The sequence below is a fragment of the Guyparkeria sp. genome (assembly GCF_041687595.1).
Taxonomy (GTDB): domain Bacteria; phylum Pseudomonadota; class Gammaproteobacteria; order Halothiobacillales; family Halothiobacillaceae; genus Guyparkeria.
On sequence record NZ_JAWLBP010000004.1, the window covers coordinates 49,199 to 69,148 of the forward strand.

Sequence of the window (19,950 nt, forward strand, 5' to 3'; positions counted from 1 at the left end):
CGATGGATCGCTGCCGGAAAATCAGCGATCCGACGACGCCTTGTCACGCGCGGCGGAAGAGGCGCTCTCGCCCCCGCCCTGCTGCCGGTCGCTCTGGTAGACAAGGTAGGGATCCGACTCGCCTCGGACCACTGCACCGTCGACGACCACCTTCTCGACGTTTTCCAGCGACGGCACCTCGTACATGGTATCGAGCAGGATGTGCTCCATGATGGTCCGCAGGCCGCGCGCGCCGGTGCGCCGCCGTATGGCCTTCTTGGAGATCTCGCGCAGCGCATCCTCGCGGAACTCCAGCTCGACGTCCTCCATCTCGAACAGGCGCTCGTACTGCTTGGTCAGCGCGTTCTTCGGCTCGGTCAGGATGCGGATCAGCGCGTCCTCGTCGAGCTCGGTGAGCGTGGCGATCACCGGCAGGCGGCCGATGAACTCCGGGATCAGGCCGAAGCGGGTCAGATCCTCGGACTCGATCTGCGCCATGAGCTGGTCCGTGGCCTGCTGGTCAAGCTCGGACTTCACCTCGGCCGAGAAGCCGATACCGCCCTTCTCGACGCGCTGGCGAATGATCTGCTCAAGCCCCGCGAACGCCCCGCCACAGATGAACAGCATGTTGCTGGTATCGATCTGGACGAACTCCTGCTGCGGGTGCTTGCGTCCGCCTTGCGGCGGCACCGATGCGGTGGTGCCCTCGATCATCTTCAGGAGCGCCTGCTGAACGCCCTCGCCGGAGACATCGCGGGTGATCGACGGGTTCTCCGACTTGCGGGTGATCTTGTCGATCTCGTCGATGTAGATGATGCCGTGCTGGGCCTTCTCGACGTCGTAGTCGCAGCGCTGCAGCAGTTTCTGCAGGATGTTCTCGACGTCCTCGCCCACGTAACCCGCCTCCGTGAGCGTGGTCGCGTCGGCGATGGTGAAGGGCACGTCCAGCACGCGGGCAAGTGTCTGCGCCAGCAAGGTCTTGCCGGACCCGGTCGGGCCGATCAACAGGATGTTCGACTTCGACAGCTCGACGTCGCCATCCTCCTCACCCCGACGGCGCTCGCCGAACAGGTTCAGCCGCTTGTAGTGGTTATAGACGGCCACGGCCAGCGCGCGCTTGGCCTGCATCTGGCCGATGACATACTCGTCGAGGGCCGCCACGAGCTCGTGCGGTGTCGGCAAGCGGGTCGGACCGCCTTCACCCTCGGCCTCCACTTCCTCACGCAGGATGTCATTACACAACTCGACGCACTCGTCGCAGATGAAGATGTTCGGACCGGCGATGAGTTTCTTCACCTCGTCCTGGCTCTTGCCGCAGAACGAGCAGATCAGATCCTGCGTGTCTTTCGTCTTGTCAGCCATTGCTGTTCTCGTCGAACCTCTTGGGTCGGGCCTGCACCGTCACGCGGGGCAACTGGCCGGCTGAATGGCGGCACGGGTGCCGGAAGCGCCCGGTCGGCGGGGGCCTCAAACGGCTTGACCCGCTTCCTTGCGGCTGGTCAGCACCTTGTCCACCAGATTGTAGTCACAAGCTTCAAGCGCCGTCATGAAGTTGTCGCGATCGGTGTCACGCTCCAACTCCTCGAGGCTACGGCCGGTGTGGTGGGCCAGGATCGTGTTGAGCCGCTCACGCAACTTGATGATCTCCTCGGCGTGGATCTTGATGTCGGAGGCCTGACCCTGAAAGCCGCCCAGGGGCTGGTGGATCATGACCCGCGAGTTCGGAAGCGCGTAGCGCTTGCCCTCCGCCCCGCCAGCGAGCAGGAACGATCCCATGCTGGCCGCCTGGCCGATGCACAGCGTCGAGACGTCCGGCTTGATGAACTGCATGGTGTCATAGATCGCCATGCCGGCGGTCACGACGCCCCCCGGGGAATTGATGTAGAGATGGATATCCTTGTCCGGGTTCTCCGACTCCAGGAACAGGAGCTGGGCGACGATCAGGTTCGCCATGTGATCCTCGATGGGCCCGATGACGAAGATCACGCGCTCCTTGAGGAGGCGCGAATAGATGTCGTAGGCCCGCTCGCCCCGGGAGCTCTGCTCGACGACCATCGGCACGAGGGCATTCATTTCCGGCTGTCCGCCACTCAAGCGATCAAACGCCTCTTTCATTCATCACCTCAACACGGTTCAGGCCGCCCGTGGGCGGCCTAGGTCAGTAGGGTATCTCGATGCCGGGGCGCGAGCCGCGGGGCAATCAGCCCTGCGGATTCATCAGTTCCTTGAACGGAACCGTCTTCTCGCTGACCTTGGCCTTGTCGAGAATATGCTCGACCGCCTGTTCTTCAAGAACGACGGTACGGGCATTGCTCATCATCTGGTGGTCGCCCTTGTAGTGTGCCACCACTTGCTCCGGCTCGTCGTAGGCCGCGGCAATCTCGTTGATGAACTCGTCGACGCGGGCGTCGTCCGGCTTGAGATCGGCGTCCTTGACCACTTCCATGATCACCAGGCCCATGCGGACACGCTTCTCGGCCTGCTCGCGGAACAGCGACGGGTCGAGCTGGCTGGCATCCGCCTGCGGCATCTGGTTGCGGACGAACTGGTCACGCATGTTCACGGCCTCGTCGTCGATCAACGACGACGGCACGTCGAACTCGAGCGAGTCGGTCAGGGCCTCGATGGTGCGGTCCTTGTTGCGACGACGCATGGTCTGCTTCAACTCGCGTTCCATGTTCTCGCGGACGTCCTCGCGGAGCTTCTCGGCCGACTCGGCGCCGAACTTCTTGGCGAACTCGTCGTCGACCTCGGGCAGATCCTGCTCCTCGACCTTGGTCGCCTCGATCTCGAACTCGGCGGTCTTGCCGGCCAGGTGCTCGGCCTGGTAGTCCTCGGGGAAGTTCACCTCGATGGTGACCGGCTCGCCCGGCTTGATGCCCTTCAGCCCCTTCTCGAAGTCCGGCAGCATCTGGCCTTCACCCAGAATCACCTCGACATCCTCGGCAGAACCGCCCTCGAAGACCTCGCCGTCGATCTTGCCGACGAAGTTGATGGTGACCTTCTCGCCCTTGCGCGCCTTGTGGCGAACCTTCTTCCAGCCCGCGTTCTGCTTGCGCAGGGTGTCGATCATCTCGTCGACATCCTCGTCGGTGACTTCGCTGGTCAGCGTCTCGATCTTGAGTTTGGACAGGTCGCCCAGCTCGATTTCCGGGTAGACCTCGACGGCAGCAACGAACTTCAGCGCCTCGCCGGCCGCGCCCTCGACGGACTCGATGCTCGGCTGGCCGGCCACGCGCAGTTCCTTTTCCTCGACGGCCTTCTGGAAGCTCTGGCCCATGACCTCGCTGACCACGTCGTCACGCACCCGACCGGCGTACTGCATCCGGATAACCGACAGCGGCGCCTTGCCCGGGCGGAACCCGTCGATGCGCACGCGACCGCGCATGTCCTTGAGCCTTTTTTCGACCTGCTCGTCGATCTCGTTGGCGGGAACCTCGATTTCCAGGCGACGGGTCAGGCCCTCGGCCGGCTGCAATTCAACCTGCATGGATGTCATACCTCAAAAGAAACGAATGTCTGAATGTTCCGGTCCGGCCGCCGTCCGCGGCCGGACAAATCACGGGAATCTGGTGCGAGAGGAGAGACTCGAACTCTCACGCCGTAAGGCGCTGGAACCTAAATCCAGTGCGTCTACCAATTCCGCCACTCTCGCCGGGGCTACCAATCAAAGCGCGCCAGTATACCGGAGGCGTACCCGCGCCCAAAGCTGGCGGGAAATCCCGCGCCGTGACGAGGCTTCGTCCGGCCGGGACATAGGGCCGTCAGAACGGCAGGCCAGGCATGCGCCCCTTCATGGCGCGCATCATCTTCTTCATGCCGCCGCCGGACAGCTTCTTCATCATGTCGCGCATGTCGCGGTACTGCTTGAGCAGGCGGTTGACGTCCTGCACCTGCATGCCCGAACCGTTCGCGATCCGGCGCTTGCGCGAGCCCTTGATGATGTCGGGGCGCTGGCGCTCACCGGGCGTCATCGAGTCGATGATGGCGATCATGCGCTTGATGTCCTTGTCGTCGATGTGCTTCTGCGCATCGGCACCGAGCTTGCCCATGCCGGGCAACTTGTCCATCAGGCCGCCCATGCCGCCCATCTTGAGCATCTGGTTGAACTGGTCGCGCATGTCCTCGAGCGTGAACCCCTTGCCGGAGCGCACCTTGTCGGCCAGCGCTTTGGCCTTGTCGGCATCGACGGTTTCCTGCGCCTGCTCCACCAGCGAGACGACGTCACCCATCCCGAGGATGCGCGAGGCGATCCGGTCGGGGTGGAACGGCTCGAGCGCGTCGAGCTTCTCGCCCACGCCGAGGAACTTGATCGGCTTGCCGGTGACCTGCCGCACCGACAGAGCCGCCCCGCCCCGCGCGTCACCGTCGGCCTTGGTCAGGATCACGCCGGTCAGCGGCAACTGCTCGTGGAAGGCCTGCGCCGTGTTGGCCGCGTCCTGGCCGGTCATCGAGTCGACGACGAACAGCGTCTCGACCGGGTCGACCGCGCCGTGGATGCGGGCGACCTCGCCCATCATCTCCTCGTCGACGTGCAGGCGACCGGCGGTATCGACGATCAGCACGTCGTAGAACTTGAGCTCGGCCTCCTTGCGGGCGGCCTTCGCGATCTCGACCGGATCCTGTTCACTCGAGGACGGGAAGAAGTCGACGCCGACCTGCTTGGCCACCGTCTCGAGCTGATCGATCGCCGCCGGGCGATAGACGTCCGCGGAGACGACCAGCACCTTTTTCTTCTGGTTCTTTTTCAGCCAGCGGCCGAGCTTGCCTGCCGTGGTCGTCTTGCCCGCGCCCTGCAGGCCGGCCATCAGGATCACCGCCGGCGGGCGCGCGGCCAGGTCGAGCTCGGCGTTTTCCGAACCCATCAGGCGCGTCAACTCGTCGTTGACGATCTTGACGAACACCTGGCCCGGCTGGAGGCTCTTGGCCACCTCGGCGCCCACAGCGCGCTCGCGCACATCCTTGATGAACTCGCGCACCACCGGCAGGGCCACATCGGCCTCCAGCAGTGCCATGCGCACCTCGCGCAGGGCGTCCTTGATGTTGTCCTCGGTCAGGCGGCCCTGGCCCTTCAGGCCATCGAGCAGTCCACCGAGGCGTTTGGAGAGATTGTCAAACATGCGTCATCCACTCCTGCCCGTGTCGATCCGGGACCTTGGGGGCGACCGGGGCGCGCTTCAAGCGCTGCGGGAGGCGCGCTTGCGCTCGTTCTCGGTCAAGTGCTTCTTGCGGATCCGGACCGATTCGGGCGTGACCTCGACCAGCTCGTCATCATCGATGAACTCCAGCGCCTGCTCAAGCGTGTAGCGAATCGGCGGCGTCAGCGTCAGTGCCTCGTCGGTACCGGCGGCACGGACGTTGGTCAGCTTCTTGCCCTTGAGCACGTTGACGGTCAGGTCGTTATCGCGGGCATGGATACCCACCACTTCGCCTTCGTAGACCTCTTCGCCGTGACCGATCATCAGGCGACCACGATCCTGCAGGTTGTACAGGGCGTAGGCCAGCGCCTTGCCGGTATCCGAGGCGATCAGCACGCCGTTGATGCGCTGACCGACCATGCCCGGCTGGTACGGACCGTAGTGGTCGAATACCGAGAACATCAGGCCGGTGCCCTGGGTGGCGGTGAGGAACTCGGTGCGGAAGCCGATCAGGCCGCGCGACGGGATGATGAACTCCAGGCGCACGCGGCCCTGGCCGTCCGGCTCCATGTTGCGCATCTCGCCGCGGCGCAGGCCGAGCTTCTCCATGACCGCACCCTGGTGCTGCTCCTCGATGTCGACGACCAGTTGCTCGTACGGCTCCTGCTTCTCGCCGTCGACCTCGCGGACGATGACCTCGGGACGGGAGACACCCAGCTCGTAGCCCTCGCGGCGCATGTTCTCGATCAGCACCGACAGGTGCAGCTCGCCACGGCCGGAGACGCGGAACTTGTCCGGATCGTCGAGCTGCTCGACGCGCAGGGCGACGTTGTGCACCAGCTCACGGTCGAGGCGCTCGCGGATCTGGCGGCTGGTGAGGAACTTGCCCTCGCGGCCGGCGAACGGCGAGGTGTTGACCTGGAAGGTCATGGAGACGGTCGGCTCGTCGACGGTCAGAGCCGGCAGCGCCTCGACGTTTTCCGGATCGCAGAGCGTGTCGGAAATGTACAGCGGGTCGACGCCGGAGAAGGCAATGATGTCACCGGCCTGGGCCGAGTCGACCTCGACGCGGTCGAGACCGTGGAAACCCATGATCTGCAGGACGCGGCCGTTGCGCACCTCGCCCTCGCGGCCGACGACCTTCACCGGCGTGTTGGTCTTGACCCGGCCGCGCTTGATCCGGCCCACGCCGATCACGCCCACGTAGGAGTTGTAGTCGAGGCTCGATACCTGCATCTGGAACGGGCCATCCGGGTCGACGTCCGGGGCCGGGACGCGCTCGGCGATCGCCTCGAACAGCGGGGTCATGTCGCCCTCGCGGACATTCTCGTCGAGGCTGGCGTAGCCATTCAGCGCCGAGGCGTAGACGATCGGAAAGTCGAGCTGGTCGTCGCTTGCGCCCAGGCGGTCGAACAGGTCGAAGACCTCGTTGATGACCCAGTCCGGGCGCGCGCCCGGGCGGTCGATCTTGTTGATCACCACGATGGGCTTGAGACCGTGCTCGAAGGCCTTCTGGGTGACGAAGCGGGTCTGCGGCATCGGGCCGTCGACCGCGTCGACCAGCAGCAGCACCGAGTCGACCATCGACATGACCCGCTCGACCTCGCCGCCGAAGTCGGCGTGTCCCGGGGTGTCGACGATGTTGATGCGCCAGTCCTCGCCCTTGGGAGACTGCCACTTGATCGCCGTGTTCTTGGCCAGGATCGTGATGCCCCGTTCCTTCTCGATCTGGTTGGAGTCCATGACCCGCTCGCCGTGGTCGGCGCGGGCGTCGAGGGTGCCGGATTGCTGCAGGAGACGGTCGACCAGCGTGGTCTTGCCATGGTCGACGTGGGCGATAATGGCGATATTACGGAGATTGGCGATCACGAAATGCGGTCCAAGGGGTTGAAATAAGGGCGCGCAGTATAACCATAAACCGGCCCGATACCGAGGCGGATTCACCAAATCCTTCCCGCTGCCCTCGCTGCCTGCCCGGCATGGCGCATCCTCGCCGGCCATCCTGCCGTGGAAGATGGAGGAGCGTGACGACAATCTCCACAGCGAGCACATCCGCCAGATCGTCCGACCGAACGATCTTTGATGGCGAATGATAGACTTTAATGAGTATCGACAGGCATGAGACACGGGGAGCGCAATGTCCGATCGGCTGGCATTCACGAAGATGCAGGGACTGGGCAACGACTTCATGGTGATCGACGCGATCAGCCATGATGTCGACCCTGATCGCCTACTCACCGCGGAGCGCATCCGCCGCTGGTCCGACCGACATTTCGGCATCGGCTTCGATCAGCTACTACTGGTCGAGCCGGCGCGCGGCCGCGGCATGGATTTCCGCTACCGCATCTTCAATGCCGACGGCGGCGAGGTGGAGCAGTGCGGTAATGGCGCACGCTGCTTCGCCCGCTTTGTGGCCGAACGCGGCCTGACGGAGCGGAAGGACATCCGGGTCGAGACCGCCGGCGGGCCCATCGTGCTCAGCCTCACCGACGACGGGCGGGTCCGCGTCGACATGGGACGCCCCCGCTTCGAGCCCGAGACCATTCCGTTCAAGCCGCCGATCACCGAAACGGCCCCACCCTACTCGCTGATGCTCAGCGGCCGGCCCGGAGGGATCGGTCAGGTTCGCGCAGACGTGGTTTCCATGGGCAACCCGCATGCCGTCATTCAGGTCGACGACCTCGACCGCTTCCCGGTGGTGGAGGTCGGGGCGGCGATCGAGTCCCACCCGGCGTTTCCCCGCCGGGTCAACGCCGGATTCGTCCAGCAACTGGGCCCGAATCACATCCGTCTGAGGGTCTTCGAGCGCGGCACGGGCGAAACGCTGGCCTGCGGCACGGGTGCCTGCGCCGCCGTGGCGACCGGGATCCATGCCGGGCGCCTTCGGTCACCATGCCGGGTCGAGTTGCGTGGCGGCGAACTCTCGATCGAGTGGTCCGGTGACGACGACCAGCCGCTCTACATGACGGGGCCAGCCGAGTTCGTCTACGACGGCAGCGTGCCGCTTTAAGGCCGGGTGGTCGACCACGGGCCGAGCGGCATTGCCGCACCCCGAAGGCCGGAGTAAGGTGAGCAGAGGCTGCCCCCAAAAGTAGGGGCATGCCCACGAAAACCGACACAAGGGATGATGCATGAGCGACAACGTGGCTTTCGAACTCGCCGACAGGGATGCCGAGCCGTCGGGCAATGAGGGACTCACCGAGGAGGACGTCATCGATTACCTCGAACGGCACCCCGGCCTGCTCCTCGAGCGTCCGGAACTGCTGGATCGCCTCGAGCTCCCTGGCCCGCCGGCACCGGCGGCCTCCCTTCACCACTGGCAACTGCGACGTTGGCGGAGCCAGGCCAACCGTCATCGTCAGGCCCTCGACCGGCTTCATCAGGTTGCCGAGGAGAACGCCGTGGCCGATCGCCTGCTGCACGACTTCTGTCAGGTGCTGCTGGCCACCGGCGACCGCAGCCGCGAGACGCTGGAACGGCTGATCGGGGAAACCTTCGAGGTGGATGCCAGCCGCGTGGTTCGCCTCGGCGACCTCGGCCAGGCGAGCGCAAAGCAACTGGCCGGCTGGCTGGACAACCCCGTACCCCACTGCGGCCGTATCGCCGATGCCGTGCGCGACGAGTTGTTCGGGCAGGCCCTCGCACAAACCGGCTCGGCCGCCCTGATCGCGGTAAGCGCCGGCGGCTCGGATCGCATCACCCACGTCGTCGCCCTCGGTCGCCATGCCCCGGATGGCTTCAACCCCGCTCAGGGCACGCACTTTCTCGACCAGATCGGCGAACTCGCCGCCGCCTTCCTGCCGGCGCCCGAGGCCTAGCCCGTCCGACCGCGGCCATGACAACGGCGAGCACCCGACTGGACGAGGCCCTCGCTGATGCCCGCCAACAGCTTGACGAGGACCACCGGCTCGTCAAGCTGACGAAGAACGCCTACCTGGCCACCTGGGAGCGCCTGGCCGCCCACCTCGTCGAGACCGGCGTTCACGAACCGCGTCGGGTCGACGACCGGGTGCTACGGGGGTTTCTTGCTCATTTGGCGCGTACCGGCATGTCGCCCCGCTCCATCGGTCGACACGTCAGCGCCATCAAGTGGCTGCTCCGGGCCTGGCAACGGCGCGCCGTGCCCTGCCCCGCCGACGGGCTGCTCCTCAAGCCCCCGCGAGCTCCGCGACGTCTGCCGCAGGCCCCGGACGTGGAAACCGTATCCCGCCTGCTCGACGGCGAGAGCCCGACCGACATGTCCGCGCCTGCCGGCGAGGACGACCAGGCCCGGCAGGTACGTGACCGCTGCCTGTTCGAATGGCTCTACGGCAGCGGCCTGCGCCTGAGCGAGGTAGTCTCGCTGGACCTGGATGCCGTGGACCGGGCCAACGGGCAGGTCCGGGTGACCGGCAAGCGCGGCAAGACCCGCATCGTGCCGGTGGGCCACAAGGCTGCCGAGGCACTCGACGCCTGGCTTCCCCTGCGTGCCCGCTGGGCCCGTCCGGAGGAGCCGGCCGTGTTCATCAGCCACCACGGCCGTCGCCTGACGACACGAACCGTGCAACGCCGCCTGGAACGACTCAGTCGTCGAAACGGCCTCAGCGAGCCGCTCCATCCACACCAGTTGCGCCACGCCTTCGCCACGCACGTACTGGAGAGTTCCGGCGACCTGCGGGCCGTTCAGGAAATGCTCGGGCACGAGAGCCTCTCGACCACGCAGATCTACACTCACCTGGATTTCCAGCACCTGATGTCGGTCTACGAGAAGGCGCATCCGCGTGCCGAGCGCCAGCCTGCCGATGGCGACCCCGAGGGCTCCGAGCAGACTTGAATTTCCTCCGGGAGCCTCCAAGGTAGGCAGTTCTTGCACGCGCGCGGGGGTCGTTACAGGGGTGCCGAAACGGCGGCATCGCGTCCCCGGCCCGGCCTCAACCAACCAGACAAGGGGTTCCCATGGCCCACCAGGAAGAGACGCTCTACGGCACCACCATTCTCTGCTTGCGCAAGAACGGACAGACGGTCATCGGCGGCGACGGCCAGGTCACGCTCGGCCACACGGTGGTCAAGGGCAATGCCCGAAAGGTACGCACGCTCTATGACGGCAAGGTGCTAGCCGGGTTTGCCGGCGCAACGGCCGATGCCTTCACCCTGTTCGAACGCTTCGAGGCCAACCTCGAGAAGTACAGCGGCAACCTGCTGCGATCGGCCGTGGAGCTGGCCAAGGACTGGCGGACCGACCGCATGATGCGCCGCCTCGAGGCGATGCTCGTGGTCGCGGATCGCAACGCCATGCTGACGATCAGCGGCAACGGCGACGTCATCGAGCCCGAAGACTCGCTGATCGCCATCGGCTCGGGCGGCGCCTATGCCCAGTCGGCCGCCACCGCCCTGATGCGCCACTCCGAACTCCCGGCGCGCGAGACCGTGGAGACAGCGCTGCACATCGCCGGCGACATCTGCATCTACACCAATCACCAGCTGACCATCGAAGAGCTCGACTGATGAACCTCACACCTGCACAGACCGTCTCCGAACTCGACAAGCACATCGTAGGCCAGCAAGCCGCCAAGAAGGCCGTGGCCATCGCCCTGCGCAATCGCTGGCGCCGCCAGCAGGTCGAGGAACCGCTCAAGAGCGAGATCACGCCCAAGAACATCCTGATGATCGGCCCGACCGGCGTGGGCAAGACCGAGATCGCCCGCCGGCTGGCGAAGCTTGCCAACGCGCCGTTCCTCAAGATCGAGGCGACGAAGTTCACCGAGGTGGGCTATGTCGGCCGCGACGTGGAGTCGATGATTCGCGACCTGGCCGAGTACGCCATGAAGATGGTCCGTCAGGAGGCCATGGTGCAGGTTCGCGACCGGGCCAAGGTTGCGGCCGAGGATCGCGTACTCGACGCGCTGCTCCCGGCGCCGCGCGACACCTGGTCAAGCGCCGACAGTCACGGTGACGAAGCCTACCGCAACACGCGCGAGAAGTTTCGCGAGAAACTGCGCCGCGGCGAGCTCGACGACCGCGAGGTAGAAATCGAGCTGCGCCAGGCACCGGCCGGCATCGACGTGATGACCCCGCCGGGCATGGAGGAGATGGCCAGCCAGCTGCGCTCGGTCTTCCAGAACATGGGGCAGGACAAGACCCAGAACCGCCGCATGACCATCAGCGAGGCCATGGCCGCGCTCACCGACGAAGAGGCCGCCAATCTCGTCAACGAGGAGGAAATCCGCTCCGAGGCGGCCGAACGCGTCGAACAGAACGGCATCGTCTTCATCGACGAGATCGACAAGGTGGCCAAGCGCGCCGAGCATGGCGGCGGCGAAGTCTCCCGCGAGGGCGTCCAGCGCGACCTGTTGCCGCTGATCGAAGGGTCGACGGTCAGCACCAAGATCGGGATGGTCCGCACCGATCACATCCTCTTCATCGCCTCGGGCGCCTTCCACGTCGCAAACCCCTCTGACCTCATCCCCGAACTGCAGGGCCGACTGCCGATCCGCGTGGAGCTCGAGGCACTCTCCAGCGACGACTTCGTGCGCATCCTGACCGAGCCGGACGCTGCCCTGACACGCCAGCACAAGGCACTGCTGGCCGCCGAGGGTCTGGAGATAGAGTTCACCGACGACGCCATCCGCCGCATCGCGGAAATTGCCTTCGAGGTGAACCACCGCACCGAGAACATCGGCGCCCGCCGCCTGCAGACGGTCATGGAGCACCTGCTCGAGGAACTGAGCTTCGAGGCGGACAACCGGCCCGGCAGGCTGACGCTGGATGCCGACTTCGTCGAAGAACGCCTGGGCGAACTGGCCCGCGACGAGGATCTGAGCCGCTACATCCTCTAGCCGGAGAACGTCATGAACGCATCGAGCCCCGCTCCCAGCAAGATCCGCCTCGCCAGGGACAGACATACCCTGTCCGTGGCATTCCCCGACGGCGCCGCCTACGACCTGCCGGCCGAATACCTGCGCGTCTTCAGTCCCTCCGCCGAAGTCCGCGGACACGGCGGTGGCGAGATGATGCTGGTGCTGGGCAAGGAGCGGGTGCGGATCACCGATGTCCAGCCCGTGGGACGCTACGCGGTCAAGCTGGTCTTCGACGATGGCCATGACAGCGGCCTGTACGACTGGGGCCTGCTGCGCGAACTCGGCGAGCGGCAGGATGTCAACTGGCGGTACTATCTCGACCGGCTGGCCGCCGCGGGTATCGACCGGGACCCGGAACGAGCGCCCGAGGCGGGCGGGACCCCGGCCTACGATGTATTATCGGCCTCCGGACGTAACGGAAACGACGGCCGTTCCGAGTGAATCACCGGGCCCCCGCGCCCTGCCCCATCGAGAACCCGACGAGAGAAGATCCATGAGCGAGAAGACGCATTTCGGCTACCGGGAAGTCCCCCGCGAGGAGAAGTCCCGGCTGGTGGGATCGGTCTTCGACTCCGTGGCGGGTCGCTACGACCTGATGAACGACGCGATGTCCTTCGGCATCCACCGTCTGTGGAAGCGGGTCGCCCTGGAGTACACCGGCCTCAAGCGTGGGGGACAGGCACTCGACCTGGCCTCCGGCACGGGCGATCTCGCCGCCCGCATGGCACGCATGGTCGGCGATACCGGCCTGGTGGTGCTCTCGGACATCAACGCGAGCATGCTTTCGATCGGACGGGAGAAGCTCGACGAGCAGGGCATCTTCAACAACGTCGAATACAGCCTGGCCAACGCCGAGGCGCTGCCCTTCGAGAGCGACCGCTTCGACTGCGTGACAATCGGCTTCGGCCTGCGCAACGTCACCGACAAGGCCCGGGCTCTCGCCGAGATGGCCCGCGTCATCAAGCCCGGCGGCCGGGTGGTCGTGCTGGAGTTCTCCAAGCCGACCAACCCCGTGGTGGGCCGCCTGTACGACGCCTACTCCTTCTCCGCCCTTCCGGTGATGGGCAAGCTGCTGGCCAATGACGCCGACAGCTACCGCTATCTGGCCGAGTCGATCCGCATGCATCCCGATCAGGAAACCCTCGAGCAGATGATGCTCGACAACGGGTTCGATCACGTCGACGTGCACAACCTCACCTTCGGCGTCGTCGCCATCCACGTAGGCTTCCGGTTTTGACCGAAGCGGTCCGGAACCGCGGGATCGGCCGCTGGCTGATCCCGCTGATCGGGGTGGGTGCGCTGTTCGTCGCGCCACTCGTCTGGTGGGCGACCCTCTGGGCGCCCGGGGAGCGCCCGACCCGCCTCCAGGCCATCGACGTGTCCGACTCGTTCAAGCGCACCCCGCAGCTCGAGCAGGTCGTCCGGCGCGGCGTGCTGCGCGTGGCCACCCTGATCGAACCGTCGCTCTACATCCCTGACAGCTATCGTCCGCAGGGACTGGAATACGACCTGAGCCATCGATTCGCCGATCGGCTCGGGGTCGATGTGGAATTCGTCGTGGTTGCTACCATCGACGCTGCCTACGAGGCGCTCGAGGAGAATCGTGCCGACCTCGCCGCCGCCGGCCTCCAGATCGACCCCGAACGACAACAGCACTTCCGCTACGGTCCGCCGTATCTCACTGTCAGCCGCAAGCTCCTCCACGCCACCGACCAGGTGGCACCCGAAACGCTCGCCGACCTGTCGGGCAAGACGGTGGCTCTGCCTGCCGGATCGGCCACCCTTCACTGGCTCGAACGCGAGCGGCAGCGTGACCGGCGCTTGAACATCGACATCCGCGAGGAATCGGACAAGCTCGCCATCCTTCAGGGGATTCGGACGGGGGAGATCGAATACGCGGTGACCCTGTCGCACATCGCCCTGCTGACCCACAAGCTCTCCGACGACGTGGCGATCGGTCCGACGGTCGGCCCGCCGGTCTCTCTGGCCTGGGCCTTTTCGCGCCAGGCGGACGACTCGCTGTTCCGCGTCGCGCAACAGTTCTTCGGTGATACCCGAAGCGATCTTCAACTCAAGGCGCTGGTCGATCGGCACTACGCTCAATTCGAGCGGCTCGACGAATCCCTCTCGCGCCGCTTTCTCAGCGACCTGCACGACAAGGCCACCCCCTACCTGAAGACCTTCCGCCAGGCCGGGGAAAGATACCGGATCGACTGGCGCCTGCTGGCTGCCGTCGGCTACCAGGAATCCAAGTGGCAACCCGACGCCGTCTCACACCAGGGGGCCTACGGCCTGATGCAGATCACCCTGCCCACGGCCCGCGGCCTTGGTCTCAGCGACCCGAGCGACCCCGTCTCCAACATCATGAGCGGCGCGAAATACATCGCCCAGTTGCGCCAACAGGTGCCGGAGTCCGCCACGGAACCCGACCGCACCTATCTGGCACTGGCCGCCTACAACGTCGGCATCGGCCACCTGAGCGACGCCCTGCAACTCACCCGCGCCCAGGGCGGCTCACCCGAGCACTGGAACGACGTCCGCGAGCGCCTGCCCCAGCTCTCGGATCCCGCCATCTACCGCGACATGCGATACGGCTACGCGCGTGGCCGCGAGACGGTCAACTACGTCGAGAACATCCGGGCCTTCCATGACCTGATGATCTGGGTCTCGACCCGCGACGCCCTGCTAAGGGGCAACGGCAACTGAACGAAAAAGACCCGGCCGACTCTCGTTCGACCGGGTCCTGTCCTCTCGCCGTGCCGATTGACCTCAGAGCGAGGCGACGATCTCCGCCAGGGCCTGTCCCGGGGACTCCGCCCCGGTGATCGGTCGACCAATCACGAGACTGGTCGCCCCGGCCGCCTGAGCCTCGGCGGGCGTCATCACCCGCCGTTGGTCATCCCGGGCACTTCCGGCCGGTCGCACGCCGGGGGTCACGATCAGGCCGTCCTCGGAAAATCGCCGGCTCATGGCACCCGCCTCGTGGGCAGAGCACACGACGCCGTCGAGGCCCGCTCCGACCACGAGTCCCGCCAGTCTTTCGACCTGGGTAGCCGTCCCGTCGGTCACTCCGACCTCGGCCAGGTCCGCGTCTTCCATCGACGTGAGCACAGTCACGGCGATCAGACCCGGCGCGTCCGGGCCCGGCTCGATCGCCTCGCGCGCTGCTTCCAGCATCCGCCGCCCCCCGCTGGCGTGCACGTTCACCAGCGAGACGCCCAGATCGGCCGCCGTGCGGCAGGCCTGCCGCACGGTATTCGGAATGTCGTGGAACTTGAGGTCCAGGAAGACGGGAAACCCCCGCTCCCGCGCCCATTCCACGGCCGCCGGCCCAAGGGCCGTGAAGGCCTCCTTACCGATCTTGATGCCGCAGAGCGCCGGGTCGAGCTCGCCAATCAGTTCCCGGACCCGTTGCGGCTTGGCCGAGTCCAGAGCCACGTATATGCGCGGCTGCGCTCGGTGGAGCCCCACGGGTCAGGCCTCGCTCTTCACGGCGGCGTTGACGCGTTCACGCAGTTCCTTGCCGGGCTTGAAGTGTGGAACGTACTTCGCACCCAGAGAGACCGTCTCCCCGGTCTTGGGATTTCGTCCGAGACGGGGGCGACGATAGTTCAGCGAAAAGCTGCCGAAGCCGCGGATCTCGATCCGCTCACCGGCACTCAGGGCATCCATCATCTCGTCGAGCATGAGGCGCACCGAGGTCTCGATGTCACGCATCGGCAGGTACTGCTGGCGATCGGCCAGCCGTTCGATCAGTTCCGACTTCGTCATCGGTAGAACTCCTTCAGGCACGGCCCGGACGAGCCGTGCGACTTCTGATGTCAGGGGATGCCGCAACGTGGCACCCACAAAAAACGCCATCACATGGGATGGCGTTTTGAAAGCTCGGCAGAGCCGGCTTATTCGGAGCGGCCGAGCTGCTCCTTGAGCAGGTCACCCAAGGTCGGCGACGAGGTGCTCGGAGCCTTGTTCAGCTCGTCCATCGCCTCGGCTTCCTCGGCGTGATCCTTGGCGCGGATCGACAGGCTGATCATGCGGTTCTTGCGGTCGATGCCCATGAACTTGGCCTCGACTTCCTCGCCTTCCTTCAGCACGGTGCGCGCGTCGTCGATGCGCTCGCGGGCGATGTCCGAGGCACGGATGTAGCCTTCGATGCCGTCACCCAAATCGACCACGGCGCCACGGGCGTCGACTTCACGCAGCGTGCCCTTGACGATGCTGCCCTTCGGATGGTCGGCCGCCCAGTTGGACAGCGGATCGTCCTCGAGCTGCTTGAGGCCCAGGGAGATACGCTCGCGCTCGGGGTCGATCGCGATGACCACGGCCTCGAGCTCCTCGCCCTTCTTGAACTGGCGCACGGCCTCTTCGCCCGGCTCGCTCCAGGACAGGTCGGAGAGGTGAACCAGACCGTCGATGCCGCCTTCCAAGCCGATGAAGATGCCGAAGTCGGTGATCGACTTGATCTGGCCGGAGACCTTGTCGCCCTTGGTGTGCGATGCGGCGAAGGCATCCCACGGGTTCGGCTGGCATTGCTTCATGCCCAGCGAGATCCGGCGACGGTCCTCGTCGATATCGAGGATCATGACCTCGACCTCGTCACCGACGTTGACCAGCTTGCCCGGGTTGACGTTCTTGTTGGTCCAGTCCATCTCGGAGACGTGTACCAGACCCTCGACACCATCCTCGATCTCGACGAAGCAGCCGTAATCGGTGATGTTGGTGACCTTGCCGAACAGGCGGGTGCTGCTCGGGTACCGGCGGGAGATGTCGCTCCAGGGATCTTCGCCCAGCTGCTTGAGACCCAGCGAAACGCGGTTGCGCTCGCGGTCGAACTTCAGCACCTTGACGTCGATCTCGTCACCGATGTTGACCATCTCGGACGGATGCTTGACGCGCTTCCACGCCATGTCGGTGATGTGGAGCAGGCCGTCGATGCCGCCGAGATCCAGGAACGCACCGTAGTCGGTGAGGTTCTTGACGATACCGCGGAGGACCATGCCTTCCTGCAACTGCTCGAGCAGAGCCTCGCGCTCGGCGCTGTACTCTTCCTCGACAACGGCACGACGGGAGACGACCACGTTGTTGCGGCGCTGGTCGAGCTTGATGATCTTGAACTCGATGTCCTTGCCTTCGAGGTAGGTGGTGTCCCGGATCGGACGCACGTCGACCAGCGAACCCGGCAGGAACGCGCGGACGTCGCCGAGCTCGACGGTGAAACCACCCTTGACCTTCCCGGAAATGCGACCGGTGACGATCTCGTCGTCGTCGAAAGCCTTCTCCAGCTTCTTCCACGCACGGGCACGCAGGGCCTTTTCACGCGACAGGCGGGTCTCGCCGAAACCGTCTTCGACGGCATCGAGGGCGACTTCGACCTCTTCACCGACGTTGATGTTCAGCTCGCCGTTCTCGTCACGGAACTGGTCGGTGGGGATGATGCCTTCCGACTTCAGACCGGCGTCGACAGTGACGTAGTCGTCGTTGATGTCGACGACCTTGCCGTAGACGATGGAGCCCGCCTGCATGACGGCATTCTGGAGGCTTTCTTCAAAAAGCTGGGCAAAACTTTCAGACATTAATCAACATTTCCAAGGGTTGACGACTGGACGTTCCAAAAGCTGTCCGTCGTGGTAAACAAACACTGGCCTATCCGTCCCTGGGTTTGCCAGACTCAACGGTTGATGACCGGGCGACATTGCCCGCACAAAAACACGAGTCAACGGCCTCGACCTGGTAGCTATTCCTCGGAACCGGCGAGCCGATCCCGGATGTAGCGCCAGAGCGTGGCCTCCACCTCGTCGATCGAAAGATCACTGGAATCAACGACTAGCGCGTCTTCCGCGGGCCGAAGCGGCGCGACCGACCGGTTGCGGTCCCGTTCGTCCCGTTGCCGGATCTCTTCGACGAGGGCGGTAAAACTAGCATCGAATCCATTCTCGATCAACTGCTTATAACGTCGGTCGGCCCGCACCTCGGCACTGGCGTCGAGAAAGATCTTCACCGGCGCCTCCGGAAAGACCACCGTACCCATGTCGCGGCCATCGGCGACCAACCCGGGCGGGCGGGCGAAATCCCGCTGACGCTGCAAAAGCGCCTCGCGCACCTCGGGCCGAGCAGCAATCTGCGATGCGATGGCACCGGTGGTCTCGGTACGCAGTTCGCGCGAGACGTTCTCCTCGTTGAGGAACACGTTGCCTTCCTCGTCGAACCGGCAGTCGAGATGGCGCGCCATGTCGACCACTTCCGGATCCTTGGGCGCGAGTCCAGCAGCCTGGCTGGCCAGCGCGGTCAGGCGGTAGAGCGCGCCCGAATCGAGCATGCCGAATCCGAGCCGGCTGGCCAGACGCCGCGCGACCGTACCCTTGCCGGAACCGCTGGGGCCATCGATGGTGATTACCGGAACCATGAGTTCTCCTGCTTTCGTGAGCGTGGTCGTTTTTCGGGGTGCCTCGACCGCGCCGGCGGACCGGCGCTTCAGGCGGACTTCAATAGCCCCGACTCGATCACTCCCGGCGGACGGCGGCCGACAGCAAACAGCCGGGCCTGAAACTGCTCTCGGTTGATGCCTGCCTCGTCACGAGTCTGACGAGCCCGAAGGATCCGGGCGCGGGGACCTGATCGACCGGGCCTAGTGTCTGGACAGCTCCAGGCATCCACCGAGGCGATTGAACATTTCGGCGAAGCCCGGGAAGGAGGTCTCGACGAACTGGCAGTCGTGGATGGTGACCTCGCCGCGGGCCTTCAGGCCGGCCACAGCGAATGCCATCGCGATGCGGTGGTCACCCTGGGCATAGATGGTGGCCGAACCGAAGGGTTTCGGTTCCCCGCGTCCCTCGATGATCATGCCGTCGGCGGTGGCCACCGCGTCGACACCCAGCTTGGCCAGCCCGTCTGCCATGACCGCGATCCGATCGGATTCCTTGACACGCAACTCCTCGGCACCGGTGAGCACCGTACGGCCACGCGCGCAAGCCGCAGCCACGAAGATAACCGGGAACTCGTCGATGGCCAGCGGCACCAGTGCCTCGTCGATCTCGATGCCTTCAAGCTCCGCACTCCTCACACGAAGATCGCCAACCGGTTCGCCACCGACGGTACGGCGGTTCTCGATCCGGATGTCCGCACCCATCGCCAGCAGGATGTCGATTACGCCGGTACGGGTCGGGTTCAGACCCACGTGAGTCAGCGTGATGTCGGACCCGGGCACGATGCTCGCCGCGACCAGGAAGAAGGCGGCCGAGGAGATGTCGGCCGGAACCTCGAGTCGACCCCCGGCCAGATGACGATCCGCCGGGTCCGCATCGCGCAGGCAGACCGTCGCGTCATCGCGGTCGACCGGCACGCCGAAGCCGGAGAGCATCCGTTCGGTATGATCCCGCGTCGGCGCCGGCTCGGTGACACAGGTGCGTCCCTCGGCGTACAGCCCGGCCAGCAGGACGCAGGACTTCACCTGTGCACTGGCCATGGGCATCGCGTACTCAATGGCCTTGAGCGGCTGCCCGCCACGGATGGTCAGCGGCGAACGGCCTTCGGGACCCGATTCGATCACCGCACCCATCGCGATCAGCGGATCGATCACACGCTTCATCGGCCGACGCGAGAGCGAAGCGTCACCCTCGATCACCGAATCGAAGGACTGGCCGGCGAGAATACCGGACATCAGCCGCATCGAGGTGCCGGAATTGCCCACGTACAGGGGTTTCTCGGGCGCATTGAGACCATGCAGACCAACCCCCTGGATGGTGACGCGACCATCCTCGGGGTCGCTGATGTCCACGCCCATGGCGCGGAAGCAGCGGAGCGTGTTGAGGCTATCCTCGCCCTCCAGGAATCCCGTCACCTCGGTCGTCCCTTCGGCAAGCGCACCGAGCATGATCGAGCGGTGGGAGATCGACTTGTCCCCCGGCACGCGCGCCTCGCCCGAGAGGCGCTCGGCGGCCGTGCTGCGGAAGATCAGCGAGGCGGTTTCATGAACAGAAGACATGTGGCAGTCGTCCGGA

General features: G+C 65.4%; 18 protein-coding genes and 1 tRNA gene. 8 read left to right on the forward strand and 11 right to left on the reverse strand.

The window, feature by feature from the left end; translation table 11 throughout:
* Window positions 1–21 precede the first annotated feature (21 nt).
* The 6 genes from clpX to typA all read right to left on the reverse strand — a co-directional run bounded on the left by clpX (window position 22) and on the right by typA (window position 6,986).
* Window positions 22–1,341 carry an ATP-dependent Clp protease ATP-binding subunit ClpX gene (clpX, locus tag ACESL5_RS01555; protein WP_372591019.1) on the reverse strand — a complete coding sequence of 440 codons (1,320 nt, stop codon included), beginning with the start codon at window positions 1,339–1,341 and terminating at the stop codon, window positions 22–24.
* A gap of 105 nt (window positions 1,342–1,446) precedes the next feature.
* Window positions 1,447–2,094 (reverse strand): ATP-dependent Clp endopeptidase proteolytic subunit ClpP, encoded by a 648-nt coding sequence (clpP, locus tag ACESL5_RS01560; RefSeq protein WP_372591020.1) that lies wholly within the window; start codon window positions 2,092–2,094, stop codon window positions 1,447–1,449.
* An 85-nt stretch (window positions 2,095–2,179) separates the two neighbouring features.
* The gene (tig, locus tag ACESL5_RS01565) at window positions 2,180–3,469 is read right to left on the reverse strand and encodes a trigger factor (RefSeq protein ID WP_372591021.1); all 1,290 of its coding nucleotides are present in this window, start codon (window positions 3,467–3,469) and stop codon (window positions 2,180–2,182) included.
* Window positions 3,470–3,549: 80 nt separating this feature from the next.
* Window positions 3,550–3,634: transfer RNA gene (locus ACESL5_RS01570), tRNA-Leu, on the reverse strand.
* A 109-nt stretch (window positions 3,635–3,743) separates the two neighbouring features.
* The gene (gene ffh / locus ACESL5_RS01575) at window positions 3,744–5,099 is read right to left on the reverse strand and encodes a signal recognition particle protein (RefSeq protein WP_372591022.1); all 1,356 of its coding nucleotides are present in this window, start codon (window positions 5,097–5,099) and stop codon (window positions 3,744–3,746) included.
* Window positions 5,100–5,156: 57 nt separating this feature from the next.
* The gene (gene typA / locus ACESL5_RS01580; protein ID WP_372591023.1) at window positions 5,157–6,986 is read right to left on the reverse strand and encodes a translational GTPase TypA; all 1,830 of its coding nucleotides are present in this window, start codon (window positions 6,984–6,986) and stop codon (window positions 5,157–5,159) included.
* A gap of 268 nt (window positions 6,987–7,254) precedes the next feature.
* Between typA and dapF the strand changes: the two genes are divergently transcribed.
* The 8 genes from dapF to mltF all read left to right on the forward strand — a co-directional run bounded on the left by dapF (window position 7,255) and on the right by mltF (window position 14,659).
* Window positions 7,255–8,127, forward strand: coding sequence for a diaminopimelate epimerase (dapF, locus tag ACESL5_RS01585; protein WP_372591024.1), 873 nt, complete (start codon window positions 7,255–7,257; stop codon window positions 8,125–8,127).
* A gap of 121 nt (window positions 8,128–8,248) precedes the next feature.
* Window positions 8,249–8,935, forward strand: coding sequence for a DUF484 family protein (locus ACESL5_RS01590; RefSeq protein ID WP_372591025.1), 687 nt, complete (start codon window positions 8,249–8,251; stop codon window positions 8,933–8,935).
* A 17-nt stretch (window positions 8,936–8,952) separates the two neighbouring features.
* Window positions 8,953–9,930, forward strand: coding sequence for a tyrosine recombinase XerC (locus ACESL5_RS01595; protein ID WP_372591026.1), 978 nt, complete (start codon window positions 8,953–8,955; stop codon window positions 9,928–9,930).
* Window positions 9,931–10,052: 122 nt separating this feature from the next.
* Window positions 10,053–10,601 (forward strand): ATP-dependent protease subunit HslV, encoded by a 549-nt coding sequence (gene hslV / locus ACESL5_RS01600; protein WP_372591027.1) that lies wholly within the window; start codon window positions 10,053–10,055, stop codon window positions 10,599–10,601.
* The gene (gene hslU, locus ACESL5_RS01605) at window positions 10,598–11,932 is read left to right on the forward strand and encodes an ATP-dependent protease ATPase subunit HslU (protein ID WP_372591043.1); all 1,335 of its coding nucleotides are present in this window, start codon (window positions 10,598–10,600) and stop codon (window positions 11,930–11,932) included. Before hslV ends, hslU begins: the two co-directional genes overlap by 4 nt.
* 12 nt (window positions 11,933–11,944) lie before the next feature.
* The gene (locus ACESL5_RS01610; protein ID WP_372591028.1) at window positions 11,945–12,394 is read left to right on the forward strand and encodes a gamma-butyrobetaine hydroxylase-like domain-containing protein; all 450 of its coding nucleotides are present in this window, start codon (window positions 11,945–11,947) and stop codon (window positions 12,392–12,394) included.
* A gap of 52 nt (window positions 12,395–12,446) precedes the next feature.
* Window positions 12,447–13,190: a bifunctional demethylmenaquinone methyltransferase/2-methoxy-6-polyprenyl-1,4-benzoquinol methylase UbiE gene (ubiE, locus tag ACESL5_RS01615; protein ID WP_372591029.1), complete on the forward strand. Its 744-nt coding sequence runs from the start codon at window positions 12,447–12,449 to the stop codon at window positions 13,188–13,190.
* Window positions 13,187–14,659: a membrane-bound lytic murein transglycosylase MltF gene (gene mltF / locus ACESL5_RS01620; protein ID WP_372591030.1), complete on the forward strand. Its 1,473-nt coding sequence runs from the start codon at window positions 13,187–13,189 to the stop codon at window positions 14,657–14,659. The genes ubiE and mltF overlap by 4 nt, the downstream gene beginning before the upstream one ends.
* A gap of 63 nt (window positions 14,660–14,722) precedes the next feature.
* Here mltF and pyrF read toward each other — a convergent pair whose 3' ends face one another.
* From pyrF to aroA, 5 genes are all read right to left on the reverse strand, one after another.
* A complete protein-coding gene (pyrF, locus tag ACESL5_RS01625; RefSeq protein WP_372591031.1) occupies window positions 14,723–15,424 on the reverse strand; it encodes an orotidine-5'-phosphate decarboxylase in 702 nt (233 codons plus the stop codon).
* Between the two features lie 3 nt (window positions 15,425–15,427).
* Window positions 15,428–15,724 carry an integration host factor subunit beta gene (locus ACESL5_RS01630; protein ID WP_372591032.1) on the reverse strand — a complete coding sequence of 99 codons (297 nt, stop codon included), beginning with the start codon at window positions 15,722–15,724 and terminating at the stop codon, window positions 15,428–15,430.
* Between the two features lie 128 nt (window positions 15,725–15,852).
* The gene (rpsA, locus tag ACESL5_RS01635; RefSeq protein WP_372591033.1) at window positions 15,853–17,526 is read right to left on the reverse strand and encodes a 30S ribosomal protein S1; all 1,674 of its coding nucleotides are present in this window, start codon (window positions 17,524–17,526) and stop codon (window positions 15,853–15,855) included.
* A 161-nt stretch (window positions 17,527–17,687) separates the two neighbouring features.
* Window positions 17,688–18,356, reverse strand: a complete 669-nt coding sequence (gene cmk / locus ACESL5_RS01640) for a (d)CMP kinase (protein ID WP_372591034.1) — start codon at window positions 18,354–18,356, stop codon at window positions 17,688–17,690.
* 222 nt (window positions 18,357–18,578) lie between these two features.
* A complete protein-coding gene (gene aroA / locus ACESL5_RS01645; protein ID WP_372591035.1) occupies window positions 18,579–19,934 on the reverse strand; it encodes a 3-phosphoshikimate 1-carboxyvinyltransferase in 1,356 nt (451 codons plus the stop codon).
* Window positions 19,935–19,950 lie beyond the last annotated feature (16 nt).

Coding starts and splice junctions, on each gene's coding strand:
- dapF (WP_372591024.1), top strand. CDS start 7,255: ATGTCCGATCGGCTGGCATTCACGAAGATGCAGGGACTGGGCAACGAC.
- ACESL5_RS01630 (WP_372591032.1), bottom strand. CDS start 15,724: ATGACGAAGTCGGAACTGATCGAACGGCTGGCCGATCGCCAGCAGTAC.
- ffh (WP_372591022.1), bottom strand. CDS start 5,099: ATGTTTGACAATCTCTCCAAACGCCTCGGTGGACTGCTCGATGGCCTG.
- tig (WP_372591021.1), bottom strand. CDS start 3,469: ATGCAGGTTGAATTGCAGCCGGCCGAGGGCCTGACCCGTCGCCTGGAA.
- rpsA (WP_372591033.1), bottom strand. CDS start 17,526: ATGTCTGAAAGTTTTGCCCAGCTTTTTGAAGAAAGCCTCCAGAATGCC.
- ACESL5_RS01610 (WP_372591028.1), top strand. CDS start 11,945: ATGAACGCATCGAGCCCCGCTCCCAGCAAGATCCGCCTCGCCAGGGAC.
- ACESL5_RS01595 (WP_372591026.1), top strand. CDS start 8,953: ATGACAACGGCGAGCACCCGACTGGACGAGGCCCTCGCTGATGCCCGC.
- clpX (WP_372591019.1), bottom strand. CDS start 1,341: ATGGCTGACAAGACGAAAGACACGCAGGATCTGATCTGCTCGTTCTGC.
- hslV (WP_372591027.1), top strand. CDS start 10,053: ATGGCCCACCAGGAAGAGACGCTCTACGGCACCACCATTCTCTGCTTG.
- cmk (WP_372591034.1), bottom strand. CDS start 18,356: ATGGTTCCGGTAATCACCATCGATGGCCCCAGCGGTTCCGGCAAGGGT.
- ACESL5_RS01590 (WP_372591025.1), top strand. CDS start 8,249: ATGAGCGACAACGTGGCTTTCGAACTCGCCGACAGGGATGCCGAGCCG.
- ubiE (WP_372591029.1), top strand. CDS start 12,447: ATGAGCGAGAAGACGCATTTCGGCTACCGGGAAGTCCCCCGCGAGGAG.
- aroA (WP_372591035.1), bottom strand. CDS start 19,934: ATGTCTTCTGTTCATGAAACCGCCTCGCTGATCTTCCGCAGCACGGCC.
- clpP (WP_372591020.1), bottom strand. CDS start 2,094: ATGAAAGAGGCGTTTGATCGCTTGAGTGGCGGACAGCCGGAAATGAAT.